General features: G+C 71.7%; 17 protein-coding genes. 13 read left to right on the plus strand and 4 right to left on the minus strand.

Annotated features, from left to right (window positions below):
- The 10 genes from FED44_RS20880 to FED44_RS20925 all read left to right on the plus strand — a co-directional run.
- Positions 1–3,792: PKD domain-containing protein (locus FED44_RS20880; RefSeq protein WP_138461771.1), on the plus strand; the 3,792-nt coding region annotated here is incomplete at its 5' end.
- A 113-nt stretch (positions 3,793–3,905) separates the two neighbouring features.
- Positions 3,906–4,535, plus strand: coding sequence for a hypothetical protein (locus FED44_RS20885; RefSeq protein ID WP_208759105.1), 630 nt, complete (start codon positions 3,906–3,908; stop codon positions 4,533–4,535).
- Between the two features lie 118 nt (positions 4,536–4,653).
- Positions 4,654–5,673 (plus strand): COG1470 family protein, encoded by a 1,020-nt coding sequence (locus FED44_RS20890; RefSeq protein WP_167521546.1) that lies wholly within the window; start codon positions 4,654–4,656, stop codon positions 5,671–5,673.
- 106 nt (positions 5,674–5,779) lie between these two features.
- Entirely contained in the window at positions 5,780–6,328 is a 549-nt protein-coding gene (locus FED44_RS20895; protein WP_138461773.1) for a hypothetical protein, read from the plus strand.
- Positions 6,329–6,438: 110 nt separating this feature from the next.
- Positions 6,439–7,830, plus strand: a complete 1,392-nt coding sequence (locus FED44_RS20900) for a class II fumarate hydratase (protein WP_138461774.1) — start codon at positions 6,439–6,441, stop codon at positions 7,828–7,830.
- Between the two features lie 67 nt (positions 7,831–7,897).
- Positions 7,898–8,671, plus strand: coding sequence for a 3-hydroxybutyrate dehydrogenase (locus tag FED44_RS20905; protein WP_117410243.1), 774 nt, complete (start codon positions 7,898–7,900; stop codon positions 8,669–8,671).
- A complete protein-coding gene (locus FED44_RS20910) occupies positions 8,656–10,617 on the plus strand; it encodes a helix-turn-helix domain-containing protein (protein WP_138461775.1) in 1,962 nt (653 codons plus the stop codon). Before FED44_RS20905 ends, FED44_RS20910 begins: the two co-directional genes overlap by 16 nt.
- Positions 10,618–10,693: 76 nt before the next feature.
- Positions 10,694–12,031, plus strand: a complete 1,338-nt coding sequence (locus FED44_RS20915; RefSeq protein ID WP_138461776.1) for an MFS transporter — start codon at positions 10,694–10,696, stop codon at positions 12,029–12,031.
- A gap of 14 nt (positions 12,032–12,045) precedes the next feature.
- Entirely contained in the window at positions 12,046–13,398 is a 1,353-nt protein-coding gene (locus tag FED44_RS20920; RefSeq protein WP_138461777.1) for a 3-hydroxybutyrate oligomer hydrolase family protein, read from the plus strand.
- Entirely contained in the window at positions 13,395–14,411 is a 1,017-nt protein-coding gene (locus tag FED44_RS20925; RefSeq protein WP_138461778.1) for an alpha/beta fold hydrolase, read from the plus strand. Before FED44_RS20920 ends, FED44_RS20925 begins: the two co-directional genes overlap by 4 nt.
- A gap of 27 nt (positions 14,412–14,438) precedes the next feature.
- On the opposite strand, the gene FED44_RS37505 is transcribed toward FED44_RS20925, so the two are convergent.
- Complete coding sequence (locus tag FED44_RS37505; RefSeq protein ID WP_138461779.1) at positions 14,439–16,487, minus strand: glycosyltransferase family 2 protein; 2,049 nt, start codon at positions 16,485–16,487, stop codon at positions 14,439–14,441.
- Positions 16,488–16,581: 94 nt separating this feature from the next.
- Positions 16,582–17,271: an aggregation-promoting factor C-terminal-like domain-containing protein gene (locus FED44_RS36530; RefSeq protein WP_225311981.1), complete on the minus strand. Its 690-nt coding sequence runs from the start codon at positions 17,269–17,271 to the stop codon at positions 16,582–16,584.
- Positions 17,272–17,485: 214 nt separating this feature from the next.
- Here FED44_RS36530 and FED44_RS20940 point away from each other — a divergent pair, with 214 nt between their 5' ends.
- Genes FED44_RS20940 through FED44_RS20950 form a run of 3 tightly spaced genes read left to right on the plus strand, consistent with a single transcriptional unit; the run spans position 17,486 to position 20,192 of the window.
- Positions 17,486–18,160: a response regulator transcription factor gene (locus FED44_RS20940; RefSeq protein WP_117409270.1), complete on the plus strand. Its 675-nt coding sequence runs from the start codon at positions 17,486–17,488 to the stop codon at positions 18,158–18,160.
- Entirely contained in the window at positions 18,157–19,602 is a 1,446-nt protein-coding gene (locus FED44_RS20945) for a sensor histidine kinase (RefSeq protein ID WP_138461780.1), read from the plus strand. Before FED44_RS20940 ends, FED44_RS20945 begins: the two co-directional genes overlap by 4 nt.
- The gene (locus FED44_RS20950; RefSeq protein ID WP_138461781.1) at positions 19,599–20,192 is read left to right on the plus strand and encodes a hypothetical protein; all 594 of its coding nucleotides are present in this window, start codon (positions 19,599–19,601) and stop codon (positions 20,190–20,192) included. Before FED44_RS20945 ends, FED44_RS20950 begins: the two co-directional genes overlap by 4 nt.
- Positions 20,193–20,198: 6 nt before the next feature.
- Here the strand turns inward: FED44_RS20950 and FED44_RS20955 are convergent, their stop codons facing one another.
- The gene (locus FED44_RS20955; RefSeq protein ID WP_182877657.1) at positions 20,199–21,509 is read right to left on the minus strand and encodes a PhoH family protein; all 1,311 of its coding nucleotides are present in this window, start codon (positions 21,507–21,509) and stop codon (positions 20,199–20,201) included.
- Between the two features lie 246 nt (positions 21,510–21,755).
- Positions 21,756–22,517 (minus strand): isoprenyl transferase, encoded by a 762-nt coding sequence (locus FED44_RS20960; RefSeq protein WP_117409274.1) that lies wholly within the window; start codon positions 22,515–22,517, stop codon positions 21,756–21,758.
- Positions 22,518–22,573: the final 56 nt, after the last annotated feature.

The following is a 22,573-nucleotide window of genomic DNA, read 5'->3' on the forward strand; positions in this document are numbered from 1 at the left end:
GGGATCGACCCCAAGACCGGCAACGTGATGCTGGGTGAGTACGGCCCCGACTCCAACTCCGCCAGTGCCACGCGTGGCCCGCAGAACACGGTGGAGTGGAACCTCATCTCCAAGCCGGGCAACTACGGCTGGCCGTACTGCATCGGCAACAACTCGCCCTACATCGACTACAACTTCGCGACGAAGCAGTCGGGTTCGGCGTTCAACTGCGCGGCTCCGGTCAACGACTCGCCGAACAACACCGGCCTGACCAACCTGCCGCCGGTGATCCCGGCGACGGTCTGGTACCACTACGCCTCCGACCCCAACAACTTCCCCGAGTTGAGCGGCGGCGCCCCGATGGGCGGCCCGGTCTACCGCTACAACGCCGACATCACGGCGACGAACAAGTGGCCGGCGTACTGGGACGGCAAGGCCATCTTCGGTGAGTGGAACAACAACGCCATGTGGTCGTTCCAGCTCAACGAGGACGCCACCAAGCTCGTCGAGATGAACCGGATCCTTCAGACCCTGAGCTTCATCAAGCCCATGGACATGAAGTTCGGCCCCGACGGCGCCCTCTACCTGATCGAGTGGGGCTCCGGTTTCAACGGCAACAACACCGACTCCGGCGTCTACCGCGTCGACTACATCAAGGGCGTCCGCCCGCCGGTCGCCCGCGCCGCCGCCGACAAGACCGACGGCCCGGCGCCGCTGGCCGTGAAGTTCTCCAGCGAGGGGTCGCGGGACCCCGACGGCAAGGCGATCACCTACGCCTGGGACTTCGACGCCGACGGCACCGTCGACTCGACCGACCCCAACCCCGCGCACACCTACACCACCGCCGGCAACTACAACGCGGTCCTGACCATCAAGAACACCGACAATGTGACCGCGACGGCCAGCGTGCCGATCGTCGCCGGCAACACCCGCCCGACGGTCACCCTGGTGCCGCCGCCTGACGGAGGGTTCTTCGAGTTCGGCGACCAGGTGAAGTACAAGGTCGTCGTCACGGACCCCGAGGACGGCACGATCGACTGCGACAAGGTCCAGGTCCAGGCGTTCCTCGGGCACGACAGCCATGGTCACCCCCTCGACCAGCACAATGGTTGTGAGGGTGTCATCCAGACCCTCACCGACAGCGGTCACGGCACCTACGACAACCTCTACTACGCGCTCGCGGCCACCTACACCGACAAGGGCGCCGGGGCGGCCAAGCCGCTCACCGGACAGGGTTCGGTCGTCCTGCAGCCCAAGCGCAAGCAGGCCGAGCACTTCAGCCAGACCGGCCGGGTCGCGGGCGGCAAGGGCACCGACACCGCAGGTGTCGCGATCGAGACCACCAGCGACACCGCCGGTGGCTCCAGCGACATCGGCAACATCCAGGACGGCGACTGGTGGTCGTTCGACCCGGTGAACCTGGGGAACATCAACGCGATCCGGCTGCGGGCCGCGTCGAACGCCTCCGGTGGGACCGTCGAGATCCGGCAGGGCAACCCCGAGACCGGGACGCTGGTCGGCACCGCCAACGTGCCCGGCACCGGCGGCTGGCAGACGTTCCAGGACGTCACGGTCAACCTGACCAACCCGCCGACGACCAGCGGCCCGCTGTACTTCGTCGTGCGCAAGCCGGCGAGCGTGGCGGACAACTCGTTCCTGATCAACGTCAACTGGGTCGACTTCGTCGGCAAGGGCGTCACGGAGAACCAGCGCCCGACGGTGTCGGTGGCCGCGAACGCGACCACGGGCGTCGCCCCGCTGAAGGTCGACTTCACCACCACCGCCAGCGACCCCGAAGGCGACGCGCTCACCTACAAGTGGAACTTCGGGGTGAACGGCGCGCCGCAGCCGACCACGGCCAACGCGAGCTACACCTACACCGCGCCGGGCACCTACACCGCCACGGTGACGGTGACCGACGCCAAGGGCGCCGTCGGCAGCGCTCAGGTGCAGGTCAAGGTGAACACGCCGGCCACGGTGTGCCTCAGCGGCCGCTCGGACGACTTCCTGGGCACCCAGCTCGACCATGACCGCTGGTCGGTCATCCGGGAGAACCAGGACCTGCGGGTCGCCGACGGCAGCCTGATCATCCCGACCTCGACGACCGACATCTACCAGACGACCAACAACACGCCGAACATCGTCGTGCAGCCGGCTCCGGCGGGCGCCTGGACGGCCACCGCCAAGCTCACGCTGAAGGCGCAGGACGCCTACCAGCAGGCCGGCCTGGTCATCTACGGTGACGACGACAACTACGCCAAGATGGTGCTGCAGGGCCGGTCGACCAACGGGTCGAACCACGCCAACCGCGTCTTCCAGTTCATCCGGGAAGACAAGGGCGCACCGAACGAGGTGACGGCGAGCAACACGGCCCAGCTCGGGGACGCCTACCCCGACACGGTGTACGTGCGGTTCGTAAGCGACGGCACCAACATCACCGCGCACTACTCCTCGGACGGCACCAACTTCACGGCGATGTCGGAGACCAAGCCGCTCGCCGGGATCTCCAACCCGAAGATCGGCCTGATCTCGCTGGCCGGGGCCAACCACCCGGTGGTGGACGCGGCCTTCGACTGGTTCCAGATCACTCCCGACGACAAGGCGGGCCCGCCGGCGCCGGACGACGAGTTCAACGGCACCACGCTGGACACCTGCCGCTGGAGCGCCAACGTGCGTTACGACGCGACGGCCGCTCGGGTGACCGGTGGCAACCTGGAGCTCGACACCACGACGGGTGACATCTACGGGACCACCAACAGCGGCCCGAAGAACTTCATCCTGCAGACGGCGCCGAGCGGTGACTGGACGCTGGAGACCAAGGTCGACGGTTCCGCTCTCAGCGAGCAGTACCAGCAGGGCGGCCTGATCGTCTACGGCGACGACGACAACTACGTGAAGTTCGACTTCCTCACCACCAACGCCGCAGGGTCGACTGTGGCGCGGACGATCGAGCTGCGCAGCGAGGTCGGCGGCACCGTGCAGAACCCGCAGCCGCAGGTGAACAACCTCACCGCCGGGCCGTACTGGCTGCGCCTGAAGAAGGTGGGCGACAGCTTCACCGGCGCCTACTCCTCGAACGGCACCACCTGGACCGACCTCACCACGAGCGGCGCGGTCGCCGTGGTGAAGAACAGCGCCGTGGCGAACGCGTCGAAGGTCGGCGTCTACACCATCGGCACCAACCAGGGCGCGTCCAAGACGGTCAAGTTCGACTACTTCAAGCTGGTCAAGGCGGGTAGCGAGGACAAGACCGCTCCGGTGACCACCGCGACGACCGACCCGGCGCAGCCGGACAACGGCTCGTTCACCGGTCCGGTCACGGTCACGCTGAAGGCGGTCGACGAGACCGGCGGCAGCGGCGTCGCCAAGACCGAGTACGCGCTGGACAGCGGCGCCTGGACGGCCTACACCGCCCCGGTCACCGTCTCCGGCGACGGCCAGCACGAGGTGACCTACCGCTCGACCGACAAGGCCGGCAACGTCGAGGCGACCAAGTCGCTCAAGCTGACGATCGCCACGCCGAAGGTCAAGCTGACCGTCACCGCGGCCACCCGCTGCATCGGCACCACCGCCTACCTGGCGGTCACGGCCGTCAACGACGGCGACGTGCCGGCCACGATCGTGCTGAACACCGCGTTCGGCAACAAGACCGTGACCGACGTGGCCCCGGGCAAGCAGGCCTACCAGTCCTTCAACACCCGGACCGCCCAGGTCGCCGCCGGCAAGGCCACCGTGACCGGCACCGCCACCATCGGCGGCAAGCAGGTCACCACGTCCTACGACGCGGCCTACGCCGCGGCCAGCTGCAGCTGACCGCAAGGGCGGTGACGACGCGCACGCGCTGACCCACCGCCACAGCACAACCGGGGCCGGCCGGCCGAACAGCCGGCCGGCCCCGCCCCCTCATAAATCGGAGTGATCACCCCATGCGAATGACCCGCACCACCCAGATACTGGCCGCCTCCGTGCTCGGTCTCACCCTCACCGGCATCGGCGTCTCCCCCGCCCTCGCCGACGACCCCGGCGCCGGCATCGACGTCTCGGTCACCATCACCCCCACCACCACCCCCGGCCAGATCTCCATGACCGTCGCCGACAACAACGGCGTCTCCCTCCAGGAGAACGGCTCCGACGCCGCCGCCCGCCAGTTCGTCGGCACCCTGCCCACCGTCACCGTCACCGACACCCGCACGCCCGCCGAGATCCCCGACGGCGAATTCTGGGCCGTCGTCGGCCAGGCCAGCGCCTTCACCGCCACCGGCACCGGCATCGCCCCCATCGGCCCCGAATACCTCGGCTGGAAGCCCCGCCTGCTGTCCGACACCACCACCGGCGCCGTCGCCGCCGGCGAGCCCGTCTCCTCCGTCGTGTCCGACGGCTCCGGCGCCCCCACCGTCGGTCTCAAGGGCCAGGAACTCCTCGTCTCCACCGCCGACTCCGCCACCGAGATCGGCACCTCGAAGGTCAACGCCGACCTCGCCCTGCGCACCCCCGTCGACGTCGCCGCCGGCGAATACCACTCCACCCTCACCCTCTCCCTCTTCAACCAGTCCTGACCCATCCGGGAACATCCCGACCGGAGGCAGGAACGGACCGCCCCAGTGCAAACGTCCGGAACGTGTGCGAGTCTGACTCAACGTTCCGGACGTCCGCATTGAGACAGGAGACACCTCTGTGACCAAGAGCCGTTCGCGGGGCGCCATCGCCCTCCTGGCCGTGCTTCACGCTGTCGGCGCGACCGTCTTGGTCGCCCTGGTGGGATTCGCCACCCCGGCGAGCGCCGACACCACCTGGTCGGTCGTGCCGGCCGACGCCAAAGGCCCCGACGGCCGCAGCGTCATCGACATCGACCTCGCCGGCGGACAGCAGGTGACCGAGCACATCGCGGTCATCAACCGCTCCACCCAGCCGGTCGACTTCGCCATCGACGCCAACGACGGTTATCTGACCGCCAAGGGCTACTTCGACATGCGGCCGTCGGACGCCAAGCCGACCGACGGCGGTTCGTGGATCGAGATCCCCGACAAGGTGACCATCGAGGGCGGAGCCACCGCCGTCGTGCCCGTCAAGGTCTCGATTCCCCAGAACGCGACGCCGGGAGACCACCCCGCGGGGGTCACCGCGTCCATCGACACCATCTCCGGCCAGGTGCGGGTCCAGAACCGGGTGGGCGTCCGGCTGAACATCCGGGTGACCGGCAACTACGTGGCCAAGGTCGCCGTGACCGATCTGCGGGCCGACTACCACTGGTCGTGGAACCCCTTCTCCCCGGGTACGGTCGACGTGAGCTACACCCTCGCCAACGTCGGCAACGTCCGGCTGGCACCGGACGCCCGGGTCCTGACGTCCACGCTCGTGGGCGAGAGCAGCTGGGACGACAAGTCCGAGGCCAAGGCCAGGGAGATCATGCCGGGCGGCAGCCGCACCTTCAGCGCACGGGTGACCGGCGCCTGGCCGATGGGATCGATCGACACGACGATCATGGCGATCCCCGCTCCCGCGGGTAAGCCGCTCCCGGGCATCACCGCCGAACGGGTGGCGAGCGGCACCTCGCTGTGGGCGCTGCCGTGGCCGCAGCTCGCCCTCCTCGTCTTCCTCCTCCTTGTCGTGCTCGCCGTCCGGATATCGGCTGTCCTGCGCCGCAGGCGCATCCAGAAGCTGCTCCTCCTCAACGGCACGCCGCTCAAGGCGTGAGCGCCCGGCGCGTCCACGACCTCTCCCCAACCCCAACCCCAACCAGACCACGACCCGAAACGACTTCGAGACGACCCCTGAGACAACCTGAAGGGCAGCACCACTCGTGAACAAGACACTGCGCCACGCCGTGACCCTGCTGCTGGCCGGGCTCGTGCTGGTGCTCGGCGCATCGGCGGCCGCCGCCGACAACGGACCGATCAAGCTGGAGGTGATCGGTGACGGCGGCCACAACGTCAACGTGCTGGCCACCTGGAAGAAGAACGGCCAGCCCGTCGAGGAGGTCGTCGAGGCGACGCTGACCGCCACGTCGGCCGACGGCCGTTCCTTCGGGCCCGTGGAGCTCAGGTCCGCGTCCGAGGGCCAGAACGTCTACCAGCCCGCGGAGCCGCTGCCAAACGGCGAGTGGAGCGTCACCGTCACCGCGACCAAGCCTTCCAAGGCACGCGCGACGACGAAGGTGACGGCGAAGGACCTCGCGGCCTCGCCGATGGCCGCGGCCGAGGCGCTCACCCGCGACAGGGCGGCCGTGGCGGACAGCGGTGACTCCTCGGACTCCCTGCTCAAGATCGGGGTCATCGTCCTGGTGGCGGTCCTCGCCCTCGGCGCCTTCGCCGTGATCATGCGCCGCAGAGGGCTGTACGCCCGGCGCTGACCTCGGCTGAGACGGCCCTGTCGTCGAGCCCTCCCTGTGCCCGGCACCACGTTCGGAGGGCCGTGGTTCCGGGCAGGAAGGGCATCGACGAGCGGCCGAAGGACTGAGGCATGGACGAATTCCGCATCGAGCACGACTCCATGGGCGAGGTGCGGGTGCCCGCCCGTGCGAGGTGGCGGGCGCAGACGCAACGCGCGGTGGAGAACTTCCCCGTGTCGGGCCGGGGCCTGGAGCCCGCCCACATCGCGGCGCTGGCCCGCATCAAGGCCGCCTGCGCGAAGGTCAACGCCGAGTACGGCGTGATCGACGAGGACATGGCGCGGGCCGTCCAGGACGCGGCCGCGGAGGTCGCCCAGGGCCGCTGGGACGACCAGTTCCCCGTGGACGTCTTCCAGACCGGGTCGGGCACCTCCTCCAACATGAACATGAACGAGGTCGTCGCCACGCTCGCGCAGGAGCGGCTGGGCCGTCCCGTCCACCCGAACGACCACGTCAACGCCGCCCAGTCGTCGAACGACGTCTTCCCGTCCTCCATCCACGTCGCGGCGGCGTACGCGGTGGTGCACGAGCTCACGCCGGCGCTGGAGCACCTGGCCACGGCGCTGGAGGAGAAGGCGGCGGAGTTCGCCGACGTGGTGAAGTCGGGCCGCACGCACCTCATGGACGCGACGCCGGTCACGCTCGGCCAGGAGTTCGGTGGCTACTCCACCCAGATCGAGCTGGCCCTCGAACGGCTGCAGGCCGCGCTGCCGCGCCTGGCCGAGCTGCCGCTGGGCGGCACGGCGGTGGGCACCGGGGTGAACGTGCCGGGCCCCGGGTGGGCGCAGGCGGTGATCGGCGAGCTGAGCCGGGAGACCGGACTGCCGTTCACCGAGGCCAGGGACCACTTCGAGGCGCAGGGCGCGCGGGACGGCCTGGTCGAGCTGTCCGGCGTGCTCAAGGTGATCGCCGTCTCCCTCAACAAGATCGCCAATGACCTGAGGTGGATGGGGTCGGGCCCCCGGGCCGGGCTCGCCGAGATCAATCTCCCCGACCTCCAGCCGGGATCGTCGATCATGCCGGGGAAGGTCAACCCGGTGATCCCCGAGGCCGTCACGATGGTGGCCGCCCAGGTCGTGGGCAACGACGCGGCCGTCACGATGGCCGGGGCCTCGGGCGCGTTCGAGCTGAACGTCATGCTGCCCGTGATGGCGCGCAACGTGCTGGAGTCGATCCGGTTGCTGGCGAACGTCTCCCGGCTGCTCGCCGACCGCTGCGTCAGCGGGATCACCGCCAACGTGGACCGCCTCCGCGAGTACGCCGAGTCGTCGCCGTCCATCGTCACCCCGCTCAACCGGTACGTCGGGTACGAGGAGGCCGCGAAGATCGCCAAGCAGGCGCTCAGAGAGCGCCGGACGATCCGGGAGGTCGTCATCGAGCGTGGCCACGTGGCGAGCGGCGCGCTGACCGAGCAGCAACTCGACGAGGCCCTCGACGTCCTCTCGATGACCCGGCCCACATAGGAGGCCGGAGATCTATGTCGCCGGCCGCCATGTGCCTCGCCCGATGTGGTTCCTATCGTGAGGCAGCATGAGCCTTGAAGGCCGTACGGCCCTGGTCACCGGCGCGGGGAGCGGCATCGGCCGGGCGTGTGCCCGCCGCCTGGCCGCCGAGGGCGCGCACGTCGTCGTCGCGGACGTCAACGCCGAGGCCGCGGGCAAGGTGGCCGCCGAGATCGGCGGGACGCCGGTGACCGTCGACCTCTCCGATCCGGAGTTCCTGGTGGCCTGGCGGGGTCAGCTGCCGCCGTCGCCGGACACCCGCCTGCGGGCCGACATCGTGGTGAACAACGCGGGGTTCCAGCATGTGGCCCCGATCGAGGAGTTCCCGCCCGAGATCTTCAGCGCGATCATGCGGGTGATGGTCGAGGCGCCGTTCCTGCTCGCCCGGGCCGTGCTGCCGGGCATGTACGAGCGCGGCTGGGGCCGGATCGTCAACATCTCCTCCGTCCACGGCCTGCGGGCCTCGCCGTACAAGGCGGCGTACGTGACGGCCAAGCACGCGCTGGAGGGCCTGTCGAAGGTGATCGCCCTCGAAGGGGCGGCCCACGGGGTGACCTCCAACTGCGTCAACCCCGCCTACGTGCGCACGCCACTGGTGGAGAACCAGATCGCCGACCAGGCGCGTACGCACGGGATCGGCCCGGACGAGGTCGTGGAGCAGATCATGCTCGCTCCGGCGGCGATCAAGCGGCTGATCGAGCCGGACGAGGTCGCCGAGATGGTCGCCTACCTGTGCGGGCCGGCGGGGTCGTTCGTCACCGGCGTGTCCATCCCCATCGACGGCGGATGGAGCGCCCGCTGACCACTCCGGCCCCGGCGTCCGCGGAGGGCGCACGCGCGTACCTCGACCTGCTCGCGCGGGAGGCGTCGGCGCTCGAGTTCGAGGGCCCGATTCTCCAGGCCCGGGCGGCCGGCGCCGACGCGGCCACGCTGGAGGAGCTGGAGCAGGCCAAGGTCGCCGCGCTGAAGGTGCGGGCGATGCTGCGCCGGCGGGCCCGGCGGGAGGCCGAGCTGTCGGCGCTGTTCGACACCGCTGGCGACCTGGCCGGGCTGCGCGACCTCGACGCCGTGCTGGAGGCGATCGTCCACCGGGCCAGGCAGTTGCTCGGCACCGACATCGCGTACATGACGCTGAACGACCCCGAGCGCGGCGACACCTACATGCGGGTGACCGACGGGTCCATCTCGGCCGACTTCCGGCGGCTGCGTCTGGCGATGGGCGCCGGGCTCGGCGGGCTGGTGGCCCAGACGGGCACGCCGTACAACACGGCCGACTACTTCGCCGACCCGCGCTTCCGGCACACGACGACCATCGACGGCGCGGTCCAGGAGGAGGGACTGGTCGCGATCCTCGGGGTGCCGCTGCGGCTCGGCCCCCAGGTGATCGGGGTGCTGTTCGCGGCCAACCGCAGCGCCCGGCCGTTCGCCCAGGAGGAGGTCGCGCTGCTGTGCTCGCTGGCGGCGCACGCGGCCGTCGCCATCGACACCGCCCGGCTGCTGCAGGAGACCCGCGCCGCGCTCGCCGAGCTGAGCGGGGCGAACGCGGTGATCAGCGCGCACAGCCAGGCGATCGAGCGGGCCGCCGACGCGCACGACCGGATGACCGGCCTGGTGCTGCGCGGCGGCGGCGTGGAGGACGTCGCCGCGGTGGTCACGGAGGTGCTGGGCGGACGCCTGACCGTGCTGGACGACGAGGGCCGCCCGCTGGTCGGCGAGGCCCGCGAGCTCGACGCGGGCGTCTTCGACGCCGCCCAGTCGTCGCGGGCGCTCGGCCGCACGGTCAAGCGCGGCGACGCGTACGTCGCCTCCGTCGACGTCGGGGCGGCGCCGCTGTGCACGCTGGTGCTGCGGACGGACCGGCCGGTGTCCGACACCGACCAGCGCATCCTGGAGCGCGCCGCGCTCGTCACCGCCCTGCTGCTGCTGTTCCGGCGCAGCGTGGCCGAGGCCGAGGGGCGGGTGCGCGGGGAGCTGCTCGACGACCTGGTCTCCCGGCCCGAACTGCGCGGGCTGCGCGACCGGGCGCGCCGGCTCGGCGTCGACCTCGACGCGCCGCACGTGCTGGTCGTGGCCCGGCACGACGGGCAGCGGGAGCGGGCCGCCTTCTGGGCCTCGTCGCAGGCGACGCTCGCCCGCGGCCTGGCCGCGGCGCGGGGCGACGAGGTGGTGCTGCTGCTGCCCGGCGACCGGCCGGGCGCGCTGGCCCGGCGCGTCGCGGCCGAGCTGACCGCCTCGCTCGGGCGGCCGGCGACGGCCGGGGCCGCCCCCGCCGCCGGCCCGGGCGCCGGTCAGGATGCGGGTCAGGCCGGTCAGGCCGGTGAGCCCGGTGGCGGGCCGGTGACGTCGGTCGCCGCGGCCTACGCCGAGGCGCGGCGCTGCGCCGGCGCGCTCGTGGCGCTGGGCCGTACGGGCGACGGCGCGAGCGCCGAGGAGCTGGGCTTCGTGGGCCTCCTGGTCGGCGAGCGGCGTGAGGTGGCGGGTTTCCTCTCCGGGGTGCTCGGGCCGGTCCTCGACTACGACGCGCGGCGGGGCACCGCCCTGGTGACGACGCTGACCGCCTACTTCGGCACCGGCGGCTCGCTGTCGCGCACGGCCGAGGCGCTGCACATCCACGTCAACACGGTCACCCAGCGGCTCGACCGGGTGGGGCAGCTGCTGGGCGTGGACTGGCAGGAGCCCGACCACGCGCTGGAGATCCAGCTCGCCCTGCGGCTGCACCGGCTCAGGACCCACATGCCCGACGCGTGAGGTGTGTGGAACCGCCCCATAGGAGTGACCCCGGTCACTGCGTACCGTGGCGGCACCCCCCATCGGAGGAGTTCCCATGGCACACACCCCACCTGCCCGGATCGGCAAGGTCGTCGGGGCCAGCCTGGTCGGCACGACGATCGAGTGGTACGACTTCTTCCTGTACGGCTCGGCCGCGGCCCTGGTCTTCAACAAGCTCTTCTTCCCCAACGAGGACGAACTGACCGGCACGCTGCTGGCGTTCCTCACCTACGCCGTCGGCTTCGTCGCCCGGCCCCTCGGCGGGCTGGTCTTCGGCCACTACGGCGACCGGCTCGGCCGCAAGCGGCTGCTCGTCATCAGCCTGCTCATGATGGGCGGCGCGACGTTCCTGATCGGCCTGCTGCCGACGTACGCCACCCTGGGCGTGGCCGCGCCCCTGCTGCTGACCCTCCTCCGCCTGGTGCAGGGCTTCGCCCTCGGCGGCGAGTGGGGCGGCGCGGTGCTGCTGGTCTCCGAGCACGGCGACCCCCGCAACCGCGGCTTCTGGGCGTCCTGGCCACAGGCCGGCGCTCCCGGTGGCAACCTGATCGCCACCGGCGTGCTGGCGCTGCTGGCCGCGGTGCAGCCGGACGACGCGTTCCTCGCCTGGGGCTGGCGGGTCGCGTTCCTGCTGTCCGGCGTGCTCGTGCTGATCGGCCTGTGGATCAGGATCACGGTCACCGAGTCGCCGGTGTTCCAGGAGGCGCTGGCCCGTCAGGAGCCCGCGCCCGCCGCGCCCATCCTCGGGGTGCTGCGCCACCACTGGCGCGACGTGCTGGTGGCGATGGGCGCCCGGATGGCCGAGAACGTCTCCTACTACATCATCACCGCGTTCGTGCTCGTGTACGGCACCACCACCGCGGGCCTGCCCAAGGGCACCGTGCTCAACGCCGTGCTGATCGGCTCGGCGATCCACTTCGTCACGATCCCGCTGTGGGGCGCGCTGTCCGACCGGCTCGGCCGCCGGCCGGTCTACCTGCTCGGCGCCGTCGGCGTGGGCCTGTGGGCCTTCGCGTTCTTCCCGCTGATCGACACCAGGAACTTCGCGTTGATCACCGTGGCCGTGACGGTCGGCCTGGTGCTGCACGGCGCGATGTACGGCCCGCAGGCGGCGTTCTTCTCGGAGCTGTTCGCCACCAGGATGCGTTACTCGGGCGTGTCGATCGGCTACCAGCTCGCCTCGATCGCGGCCGGCGGCGTGGCCCCGCTGATCGCGGTGGCGCTGCTCGACGCGTACGGATCGAGCGTGCCGGTCTCGGTCTACGTGGTCGTGGCGGCGGTGCTCACCGTGGTCGCGGTGGTCGCCTCCAGGGAGACCCGCGACCGCGACCTGTCGGCGATCGAACCGGCCTCCGGCGCCGCCCGGGCCGCTGTCATCACGAAAGAGGCCTGATGCGAGGGAAAGACATGATTCGGCGCGGGCGTCTCGCCGGCCTGGCCGCGCTGACGGCGGCCCTGCCCCTCATGGCCGCCGCCCTTCCCGCCCGGGCCACGCCGCCCGGGGCGTGCCCGGCGGTGACCGTGCCGGGCGCGGAGAAGCAGGTGACCGCCTGCCTGGCCGACCTCACCACGAAGGGCACGCTGGCCTCCGGGCACACCGACCAGGCGGACTGGTCGGGGCTCAACTCGGCCGGGGCCGTCAACCCCTCCGGCGTCCCCGGCACGCAGATCGACGGCTACTTCCCCGACACCTCGAAGGGGAACACCAACCACGGCTGGGACCACGACGCGCAGTTCGTGATCCGGTTGCCCGAGCGGTGGAACGGCGGCCTGGTGGTCGCCGGGTCGCCCGGCAACCGGGAGACCTACGCCAACGACTTCACGATCTCCGACTGGGCGCTGGCGAAGGGCTACGCGTACGCCGCGACCGACAAGGGCAACACCGGCCCGACGTTCTACCGCGACGGCGTACGGCCCGGGGACGCGGTGGCCGAGTGGAACCGCAGGGTCAGCGAACTGGCCGTCGCCGCGAAGGCCGTCGTCCGGCAGCGGTACGGCAGGCCGGCCCGCACGACGATCGCGGCCGGCCAGTCGAACGGCGGCTACCTGGTCCGCTGGCAGATCGAGAACCGCCCCGACCTGTTCGACGGCGGCGTCGACTGGGAGGGCACGCTCTTCACCTCCGAAGGCCCCAACCTGCTGACGTTCCTGCCGTCCGCGCTGCGCGCGTACGCGAAGGGCGACACCGCCGGGATCGCGGCGGCGGGCTTCGCCCCCGAGTCCGACTTCCTCTGGCCGTTCCACTACCAGTACTACTGGGACTTCACCCAGCGCGTCTTCCGCGAGGAGTTCGACCCCGCCTACGACGGCGACACCGAGGCGGGCACGCCGTTCTGCGCCTCCGGCACGCCCGGCTGCGACACCGACTACGACTACGCCTCCCGGCCCGCGGCCGTGAAGCAGGCGATGGCGCGGGTGAGCCTCACCGGGAAGATCAAGAAGCCGCTGGTCATCGTGCACGGCACCCTGGACGCGCTGCTGCCGATCCGCGTGGATTCCGACGTCTACGCCAAGATGATCGCCGACCGGCACCGCGACCGGCTGCTCCGCTACTACCGGGTCGAGGACGGCACCCACGTCGACAGCCTCTACCCCGCCTTCCCCGACCGGCTGCGGCCTCTGCTGCCCTGCTTCCGCAGCGCGTTCACCGCGCTGGAGGCGTGGATCGGCAGGGGCACGACACCGCCTCCGAGCGCCACCCTGCCCCGCCCGGCCACGGGCGATCTCGACAACACCTGCACACTGGGAGCAACACCATGACCCTGCCCGTCACGGCCGAGCGGATCCGCACGGACCGTCTCACCCTGAACGTCCTGTCCGTACCCGGGACGTCGGGCGAGCCGGTGCTGTTCGTGCACGGCAACGTCTCCTGCAGCGCGTTCTGGCGGTCCACGATGACCTCGCTCGGCGAGGGGTTCCGGCCGTACGCGGTGGACCTGCGGGGGTTCGGCGGCTCCGATCCCGAGCCGGTGGACGCGAGCCGGGGCGTGCGCGACTACTCCGCCGACGTGCTCGCGCTGCTCGACCGGCTCGGGCCCGTGCACCTCGTCGGATGGAGCCTCGGCGGCGGGGTGGTCATGCAGGTCCTGCGCGACCGGCCGGCGGCGGTCCGCAGCCTGACGCTGGTCAACCCCGTCTCGCCGTACGGCTTCGGCGGCACGACGGGCGTGGACGGCACGCTCAACTCACCCGACGGCGTGGGCTCGGGCGGCGGCGGGGCCAACCCCGAGTTCGTGCGGCTGCTGCGGGAGGGCGACCGCTCGGACGGCTCCCCGCTCTCGCCCCGGTCGGTGCTGCGCGCCACGTACGTCGCGCCCGGCACCGACCTCGGCGAGGAGGAGGACGCGTTCGTCGAGTCGATGCTGTCCACCCGGGTGGGCGACGACCACTACCCCGGCGACTTCCTGCCCTCCGACGTCTGGCCGAACCTCGCGCCCGGCAAGCGCGGCGTGCTCAACTCGATCGCGCCGACGAACTTCCGGATCGACGACCTGCACGAGATCGACCCCAAGCCGCCGATCCTGTGGATCAGGGGCGACCAGGACGTGATCGTGTCGGACACCTCGCTGTTCGACCTCGCGCATCTCGGCGCGATCGGGGCCGTGCCCGGCTGGGACGGCACGCCCGCCCAGCCGATGGTCGCCCAGACGCGGGCCGTCCTGGAGCGCTACGGCGCCTACCGCGAGGTGGTCGTCGAGGGCGCGGGCCACGGCCCGCACCTCGACCGGCCCGCCGAGTTCCGCGCGGCCCTGCTCGCCCACCTGCGGGGCTGATCCCCTTTTGATCCCCGGCCGGCCCGTTCAGCGGCGGTCGCGCAGCACCCGTACGGCGAGGCGGCGCAGCGGCGAGGGCGCCCGCGGCGGGGTTCCGGCGGGCAGGACGGACGCCTGCCCGCCGCGGCGGATCGTCAGCCCGAACAGCAGGTCGACGTCCTTCTGCCCGATCCGCAGGGCGGGCCGCCAGAGGCCGGGGCCGAGGCAGTCGTCGCCGCCGAGCCGGCTCACCGGCACCCGCGCGACGAGCTGCCCGGCCACCCGGCCGGGAATCCCCGGCTCGACCAGCGCGGGCACGACCATGCTGCGCCCCCGCCCGTCCTGCTCGCGCAGCACCAGCTCGGCCGGCGGGCCGCCGCTCGGCGGCACGTACGGCACGGGCACGACGACGAAGACGTGCCCCTCCTGCCGGGCCACGGTGGCCCGGGACGAGACCAGCGCGATCGACTCGGGGAACGACCTCGGCTCCACGCACACGCCCAGCTCGCCGCGTTCCGACCAGCACGGCACGACCAGCCTCCCGGGCTCCCCGGCGAGGGCGCCCGCGCAGCTCATCGGATGCGTGGGGCGGACGATCCGGGCCCGGCCCCCCGGCAGGCCACGCAGCCGCACATGGATCTCCCACAGCCCGGCGGGCAACGAGCGGCCGAGGGCCGCCGAGCCGACGTCGAGGCGCGCCTGGCCGTTCACCCAGACCCGCGCCTGCCCCTCACCGACCGCCCGCCCCCGGCCGCCCGCCGCCTGACCCGCCGCGCCCTGACCTGCCGGGCCCTGACCCGCCGCCGGGCCCTCGCCCACCGTCGCCTGGCCCACCGTCGCCTGGCCGACCGAGCAGTCGACCGGCAGGGCGTACGTCACCCCGGTCTCCGCGTGCCGTACGCAGACCTCCACCCGTGCCCGGCGCACCGCCTCGGTCACGTCAGCCTCCTCGTCGCCGAGGAGCCCGTCGAGCAGCCCATCCAGGGCCGCCGGCGGCGTCCACAGCAGCCGGTCGCCGCGCTGGCGCAGCCAGAGCGGGCTCCCGCCCGGCCGCAGCACCTCGACGCTCAGGTCGAGCAGGAGCGCGCCCCGGTCCCAGCGGAGCCCGCGCAGTTCCGCGCTGATCCCGGTGCCCCGCGACGCCTCGGCGAGGGCGAGCAGCGCGTCGAGCCGGTCCTGCCGCAGCAGCGCCGTACGGGCGCGCAGGTGCGCGGGCAGGTGGACGTCGAGCTCCGGGGGAAACCGGTCGAGCGTGAACCGGCGCAGGAAGGAGAACAGGACCATCCGCTCGTCGGGCTCCGCGGCGAGGAAGCGCGGCCCCGCGAGACGGCGCAGCCCGAGCGCCCGGTACCAGTGGGCCTGGATCCGCCGGCGCTGGGATCCCGGCTCGGTGCAGGCGTCCACCACGTCGAAGACCGCGTTCAGCCCGTCGAAGAGCGCCTCGGCGTCGAGCCGCTCCTCCCCCGCCGTGCCCGGCGCGGCCGGGCCGAGATGGCAGCAGATCTCATCGGACAGCACCGCGACCACCTTCGCGGCGAGGTACGCCCGGGTCACGAAGGCCTGCTCCGACAGCGGCCGGTCGGCGAAGCGGAGCTGACAGGTCTCCAGGAACTCCCGGCTGAACAGCTTGTGCGCGGTGGGCAGCGCGAGGAGGTGGTCGCGCAGCACGTCCGCCCGGTCGCGGTCGCGGGCGAACGCGGCCGGGGGCGGTCCGCCGTCGGCCAGCCTGCCGATCAGGACGTCGGCGTCGGTCTCCACCGCCCGGTCGTACATCCGCTCCAGCGCGTGCGGCTCCAGCCTGTCGTACTGGCCGAGCAGGAAGACGTACTCGCCGCGGGCCACGGACAGGCCGACGTTGCGCCCGCGCGCGGGCGAGCCGGTGTGGTCGAGGTGCAGGACCCGCACGTTGCCGCGCTGCCCGGCGATGGCGTCGAGCCGCCTGCGGGTCCCGTCCGTCGACCCGTCGTCGGCGAAGACGACCTCGTACTCGTCCGGCGGCAGCGACTGCTCCAGCACCGAACGCACTGCGGCACCGAAGTCGTCGTTCGAGAGCCCGGGGTTGGACACGGGCATAACCACGCTGACCTTCACACCCATGAGGCCAAGGGTGCAGCGCGGGCCCCGCCGGACGCGCGGGCTTGCCGAAGGATCGACCAACCCTGACCAGAGTTTCGGGGAGCCGTCCGGTGGCTCAGTACCAGCCGGTGGACTGGGAGTGGGCCCAGGCGCCGCAGGGCGTCTTGTAGCGGCCGGCGATGTAGCCGAGCCCCCACTTGATCTGGGTGGCGGGGTTGGTCTGCCAGTCGGCGCCCGCGCTCGCCATCTTGCTGCCGGGGAGCGACTGGGGGATGCCGTACGCGCCGCTGTAGCGGTTCATGGCCCGCTCGTTCCAGTGGCTCTCCCTGTCCCACAGCTTCTCCAGGCAGCCCCACTCGCCGCCCCAGCCGCGCGCCTCGGCCATCTGCTTGCCGAGGGCCTTGTTGCTGCCGGGGTCGGGGGTCGAACCGGGCGGGAAGTTCGCGGGCGGCAGGCCGGCCCCGCCGGGGGCCTTCTCCACGATGTCGACGGGGTCGAGGACCTTCGAGCGGTCGCGGGCCTTCTCCAGCCGGTCCTTGCGCAGGGCCTGGACCGCGTTCTCCTTCAGCGTGTCGGCCTCGGGGTCGGGCTTAGCGGGGTCGAGGGCCAGGAAGTCGCCCGGCTCCAGGGGCTTGGCGGGCGCGTTGGCGTGGTCGACGGCCGTACGAACCGTGTAGAACGTCCCCCCGGCGAGCACGGCCACCGAGACGCCGAGGATCGCGATCCGCTTGGGTGTCAGCCAGCCGGGGCCGGAACGGCCGTTTCCGCCCCGTCGGGACCGGGAGGCGCGGGGGCGATCCTTCAACTGCTGACCAGAGCTCACGGCCAATGAGCTTGCCCTGTCCCGGGGGGTGGTCCGCAACCGAAACGTGGTACCTGTTTGGTGACGTCTTGACCCCACCACCGATCACATGCGCTTTCCCCGTCGGTGTGATTTTGGTCACACCTCGTCTCGTGACAACCCGGCATCGATATTGGGACGAATAGGGGAATCATTGTGTACGTCGCATAATGACCAGGTGGCAGGCATTCTCCTGGTCGAAGACGACCCTTCGGTCCGCACCGGGCTCGAACTCGCGCTCACCCGGCAGGGCCACGCGGTGACCGCGTACGCCACGGGCGAGGAGGCGCTCGACCACATACGCACCCGGCGTCCCGAGATCGCGATCCTCGACGTCATGCTGCCGGGCATCGACGGCGTGGAGGTGTGCCGCCGCATCCGCAGGCTCGACCCCCTGCCGATCATCCTGCTCACCGCCCGGGGCGACGACCTCGACGTGGTGGTCGGGCTGGAGGCCGGCGCGGACGACTACGTGGTCAAGCCGGTCGAGCCCCGCGTGCTGGACGCCCGCATCCGGGCCATCCTGCGCCGGCTGGAGTCGGCCTCGCCCGACCGGCTCGTCTTCGGCGACCTGGTGATCGACCGCGGCGCGCTGAAGGTGAGCCTGGCCGGCCGGGAGATCCATCTCACTCCGACCGAACTGCGCCTGCTGCTCGAACTGGTCCGCCGTCCCGGCCAGGTCCTCACCCGCCGCTATCTCCTGCGCGCCGTCTGGGACCACACGCACGTGGCCGACTCCCGGCTGGTCGACGCCTGCGTGCAGCGCATCCGCGCCAAGGTCGAACCGGTGCCCGCCGACCCCGTCTACATCCACACCGTGCGCGGCTTCGGATACCGCTTCAGTCCGCCATGACCTGGCTGCCCTCGGGGCTGCGGGGGCGGCTGGTGATCACCTTCCTGCTGGTGGCGGTCACCGCCTCCGCCGTCGTCACCGGCCTCGGATACCAGATCGTCCGCCGCGGCCTGCTGGACCGCGCCGAGCGGGGCGCGGTCGCTGACGTGCGCGAGACGCTGTCCAGGACCACCCTGCCGATCGGAGTGAGCGACGTGGTCTGGCCGAGCGACACCACCGTCACCGAGGACGACCTCGGCCAGGTCGTGCACGCGCTGGAGGCGCCGGAGCGCACCGTGATCGTGACGTACGGCCGGCTCCTGCGGACCAGCCCCGGCTTCGAGTTCACCATCGCCGACGTGCCCCGCCGGCTGCGCGAGCAGGCGGCCGGGCGGCTGGTCCACCAGCGGGTGCTCCTCAGGCGCCGGCCGTGGCTGATCGTGGCCACGCAGATCCAGCGGGAGACCGGCCAGGGGGTGGTGCGGCCGACCGGCCTGACGGCGTACGTGTTCGTCCCCCTGTCGGAGGAGGACGCCGTCCTCTCCCGCCTGCGGACGGCCCTCGCGCAGGCCGGGGGGATCACCCTCGTCCTGGCGCTGACCCTGGCCCTGCTGTCGGCCCGGCGCGTGCTGCTGCCGGTGCGCCGGCTCGGCGCCGCCGCCCGCGCTCTCGGCTCGGGCGACCTCCACGTCCGGCTGCCCGTACGCGGCAGGGACGAACTGGCGGAGCTGACCGCGACGTTCAACGAGACGGCGGCGGCGCTGGAGGAGACGGTCGGCGAGCTGCGGACGCTGGAGTCGATGTCGCGCCGGTTCGTCGCCGACGTCTCCCACGAGCTGCGCACCCCGCTGACGGCGATGACGGCGGTCACCGACATGCTCTCGGAGGACGCCGAGAACCTGCCGGACGACGCCGGGGAGGCCGTCCGGATCGTCGTCCGCGAGATCGGCCGGCTCCGGGTGCTGGTCGAGCACCTCATCGAGATCAGCAGGCTGGACGCGGGCGCCGCCAGGCTCCACCGGGAGACCGTCGACGTGGGCGACGCCCTGGCGGACTGCCTGGAGGTGCGGGGCTGGGCCGACAAGGTGAAGCTCACCGTGCCCGTCGGCCTCACCTTCTCGCTGGACATCCGGAGGTTCGACGTGATCGTGGCCAACCTCGTCGGCAACGCGCTCAACCACGGCGCGCCGCCGGTCGTGGTCACCGCCCGGGTGCGCGTCCGCCCCGACGCGTCGCGGGGTTTGGAGGTGACCGTGCGCGACCACGGGAAGGGCATCCCGGAGCACGCCCTCCCGCACGTCTTCGAGCGCTTCTACAAGGCGGGCGCCGACCGGGCGCGGAGCGTGGGCAGCGGCCTCGGCCTGGCCATCGCCAGGGCCAACGCCGAGTTGCACGACGGCTCGGTCACGGCCGAGCGCCGCGAGCCCGGCATCCTCTTCCGGCTGTGGATCCCCACGCCATGACCGGCATCGGACACGGCCGGGGACGGCGGGCCGGGGCGGCGGGCCTGCGCACGACCCTGATCACCACCCTGATCACGGCCCTGCTGGCGGCCTCCGCGGCCTGCGGGGTCGGGCCGAGCGAGGTGGTCGACGCCGGCCCGGCGCCGGCCATCAGCGGCACCCCGACCCTCGTCACGATCTACCTGCTGCGGGACGGCAAGCTGCGGCCCGCCCGCGTCGCGGCGCGGTCCGCGCACGTCAACGACGTCCTCGACGCGTTGTTCAAGGCGAGCGGACGGCCCGCGAACCGCCTGTCCACCGCGCTGACCGGGCTTTCGCCGGCCCAGACGCAGCTCGTGAGGTACTCGCCGTACGAGGGCAGCCGCAACGACCCGGACAGCACGCTGAGCCTGCGCGTGCGCCTGTTCGTCAGCGGATGGAAGATCTCCAGGGCGGCCATGGCCCAGATCACCTGTACGGCCCGGCTGAGCCCGGAGGTCTGGGCCGTGGAGATCGCCCACGTGGCTCCCGGCAGGAACGGGCGGCTGAAGGCCCACACCTGCCGGGAGTACTGGGACCTGGCCCCCGAGGACGGCCAGCTCCCACCCTGACGGGGATCAGAGCGTGATGTTCTCCAGCATCTCGGTCACCAGGGCCGCGATCGGCGACCGCTCGGACCGGGTCAGCGTGATGTGGGCGAACAGCGGGTGGCCCTTCAGCTTCTCCACCACCGCGAGCACGCCGTCGTGCCGGCCCACCCGCAGGTTGTCGCGCTGGGCGATGTCGTGGGTGAGCACGACCCGCGAGTTGGCCCCGATGCGGGACAGCACGGTCAGCAGCACGCCGCGCTCCAGCGACTGCGCCTCGTCCACGATCACGAACGCGTCGTGGAGGGAACGGCCGCGGATGTGGGTCAGCGGCAGGACCTCCAGCATGCCCCGGTCGATGACCTCCTCGATGACCTCCGGAGTCGTCACCGCGCCCAGCGTGTCGTAGACCGCCTGGGCCCAGGGGCCCATCTTGTCGTTCTCCGTGCCGGGGAGGTAGCCGAGCTCCTGGCCGCCCACGGCGTACAGGGGACGGAAGACGATGATCTTGCGGTGCTGGCGGCGCTCCAGCACCGCCTCCAGGCCCGCGCACAGTGCGAGCGCCGACTTGCCGGTGCCCGCGCGGCCGCCCATCGAGACGATGCCGACGTCGGGGTCCATCAGCAGGTCGAGCGCGATCCGCTGCTCGGCGGACCGGCCGTGCAGCCCGAAGACCTCCCGGTCGCCCCGGACCAGCCGTACCGACTTGTCCGGCATGACGCGGCCGAGCGCCGAGCCCCGGCTCGACAGCAGCCGCAGACCGGTGTGGCACGGCAGGTCGCGTGCCTCGTCGATGTCGGCCGTGCCCGCGTCGAAGAGCGTGTCCATCTCCTCGGTGGTGACCTGGAGTTCCGCCATGCCGGTCCAGCCCGACTCGACCACCATGCCCGCGCGGTACTCCTCCGCGCAGAGGCCGATGGACGCGGCCTTGACCCGCATCGGCAGGTCCTTCGACACCAGCACCACGTCCGCGCCCTCGGCCGCGAGGTTCTGGGCGACGGTCAGGATGCGGGTGTCGTTGTCACCCAGGCGGAACCCCGCCGGGAGGCAGGATGGATCACTATGGTTCAACTCGACCCGGATGGTCCCGTCGCCGATAGGCATGGGCTCATCCAGCCGTCCGTGCCGCACTCTGAGGTCATCGAGGAAGCGGAGCGCCTCCCGGGCGAAGTAGCCGAGCTCCGGGTGGTGACGCTTGGCCTCCAGTTCCGTGATGACGACGATCGGGACGACGACCTCGTGCTCGGCGAAGCGGCTCAGCGCCGCCGGGTCGGCGAGCAGGACGGAGGTGTCCAGAACGTAGGTGCGGGATGTGGACGGGTTGCTCGAGGACACTGCCACGCGTTCTCCCCCGGGCGCCTGAGGCCGGCGCCCTGCCTTGACTGGTGGTGACCGGACCGGGCCCGTGACCTGCGAAGGCAGACCGGGTCTCCGGCCCTCCCCGCATGGTGGTCGCGCAAGGACGGGCCCTCTCCCGAGGTGGTGACCGCCGATCCTCTCGACGGCCGCTCAGCTACCACGGTACGTAACGAAAGTCCCCAGCCCAATAGGTTTAGGCAGGTTAAAAGGCGCTGGTCACGTACCGTCTCAGGAGCCGTACCGACGGTGTCGCGCGGCGTACGAGCGGAGCGCCCGCAGGAAGTCGACTCTGCGGAAGTCAGGCCAGTAGGCCTCGCAGAAGTAGAACTCGGAGTGGGCGCTCTGCCAGAGCAGGAATCCGGAGAGTCGCTGCTCTCCCGAGGTCCGGATGACGAGGTCGGGGTCGGGCAGGCCGCGCGTGTAGAGATGCTCCGCGATGTGCTCCACGTCGAGGACCTCGACGAGGTCCTCGATGCTCGCGCCCTTGCTGGCGTGCTCCTGGAGGAGGGAGCGCACCGCATCAGCGATCTCACGCCTTCCTCCATACCCAACGGCAACGTTCACAATCAGGCCGGGGCGATGCGATGTGGTTTCTTTCGCGTGTTTGAGGACACGAGCCGTGTGATCGGGCAGAAGATCCAGCGATCCCATCGGGTTGACGTGCCAGCCCTGGTCCACGAGATCCTGCACGAGGTTCTCGATGACCTGGAGCAACGGCCCCAGCTCGGCCTTGTCCCTGGAGAGGTTGTCGGTGGACAGCAGCCACAGCGTGACGTAGCCGACCCCGGCCTCCCGGCACCACCCGAGCAGCTCGGAGATCTTGTCGGCGCCCTTCTGGTGGCCCCGGCTGACGTCCCGCAGGCCCATGGCCCGCGCCCACCTGCGGTTGCCGTCGACGATGACGCCGACGTGCCGGGGAATCCGAGCGGAGGACAGCTTCCCTTCGAGCCTGCGCTCGTACAGCTTGTACACGAGATCGCGCATGCTCATGCGACCCTCTTCCTCACGACCGGTGGGGGGTTCGGTCACCAATTATCGCGGGCGGC

It is taken from the genome of Microbispora triticiradicis, assembly GCF_005864065.1.
In the GTDB taxonomy this organism is placed as follows: Bacteria; Actinomycetota; Actinomycetes; order Streptosporangiales; family Streptosporangiaceae; genus Microbispora; species Microbispora triticiradicis.

Bases quoted from the DNA above. Each gene is read 5' to 3' on its own strand.
- FED44_RS20905 (WP_117410243.1), top strand. From the start codon at position 7,898: ATGAGCCTTGAAGGCCGTACGGCCCTGGTCACCGGCGCGGGGAGCGGC.
- FED44_RS37505 (WP_138461779.1), bottom strand. From the start codon at position 16,487: ATGGGTGTGAAGGTCAGCGTGGTTATGCCCGTGTCCAACCCCGGGCTC.
- FED44_RS20900 (WP_138461774.1), top strand. From the start codon at position 6,439: ATGGACGAATTCCGCATCGAGCACGACTCCATGGGCGAGGTGCGGGTG.
- FED44_RS20920 (WP_138461777.1), top strand. From the start codon at position 12,046: ATGATTCGGCGCGGGCGTCTCGCCGGCCTGGCCGCGCTGACGGCGGCC.
- FED44_RS20915 (WP_138461776.1), top strand. From the start codon at position 10,694: ATGGCACACACCCCACCTGCCCGGATCGGCAAGGTCGTCGGGGCCAGC.
- FED44_RS20885 (WP_208759105.1), top strand. From the start codon at position 3,906: ATGCGAATGACCCGCACCACCCAGATACTGGCCGCCTCCGTGCTCGGT.
- FED44_RS20910 (WP_138461775.1), top strand. From the start codon at position 8,656: ATGGAGCGCCCGCTGACCACTCCGGCCCCGGCGTCCGCGGAGGGCGCA.
- FED44_RS20950 (WP_138461781.1), top strand. From the start codon at position 19,599: ATGACCGGCATCGGACACGGCCGGGGACGGCGGGCCGGGGCGGCGGGC.
- FED44_RS20945 (WP_138461780.1), top strand. From the start codon at position 18,157: ATGACCTGGCTGCCCTCGGGGCTGCGGGGGCGGCTGGTGATCACCTTC.
- FED44_RS20925 (WP_138461778.1), top strand. From the start codon at position 13,395: ATGACCCTGCCCGTCACGGCCGAGCGGATCCGCACGGACCGTCTCACC.
- FED44_RS20960 (WP_117409274.1), bottom strand. From the start codon at position 22,517: ATGAGCATGCGCGATCTCGTGTACAAGCTGTACGAGCGCAGGCTCGAA.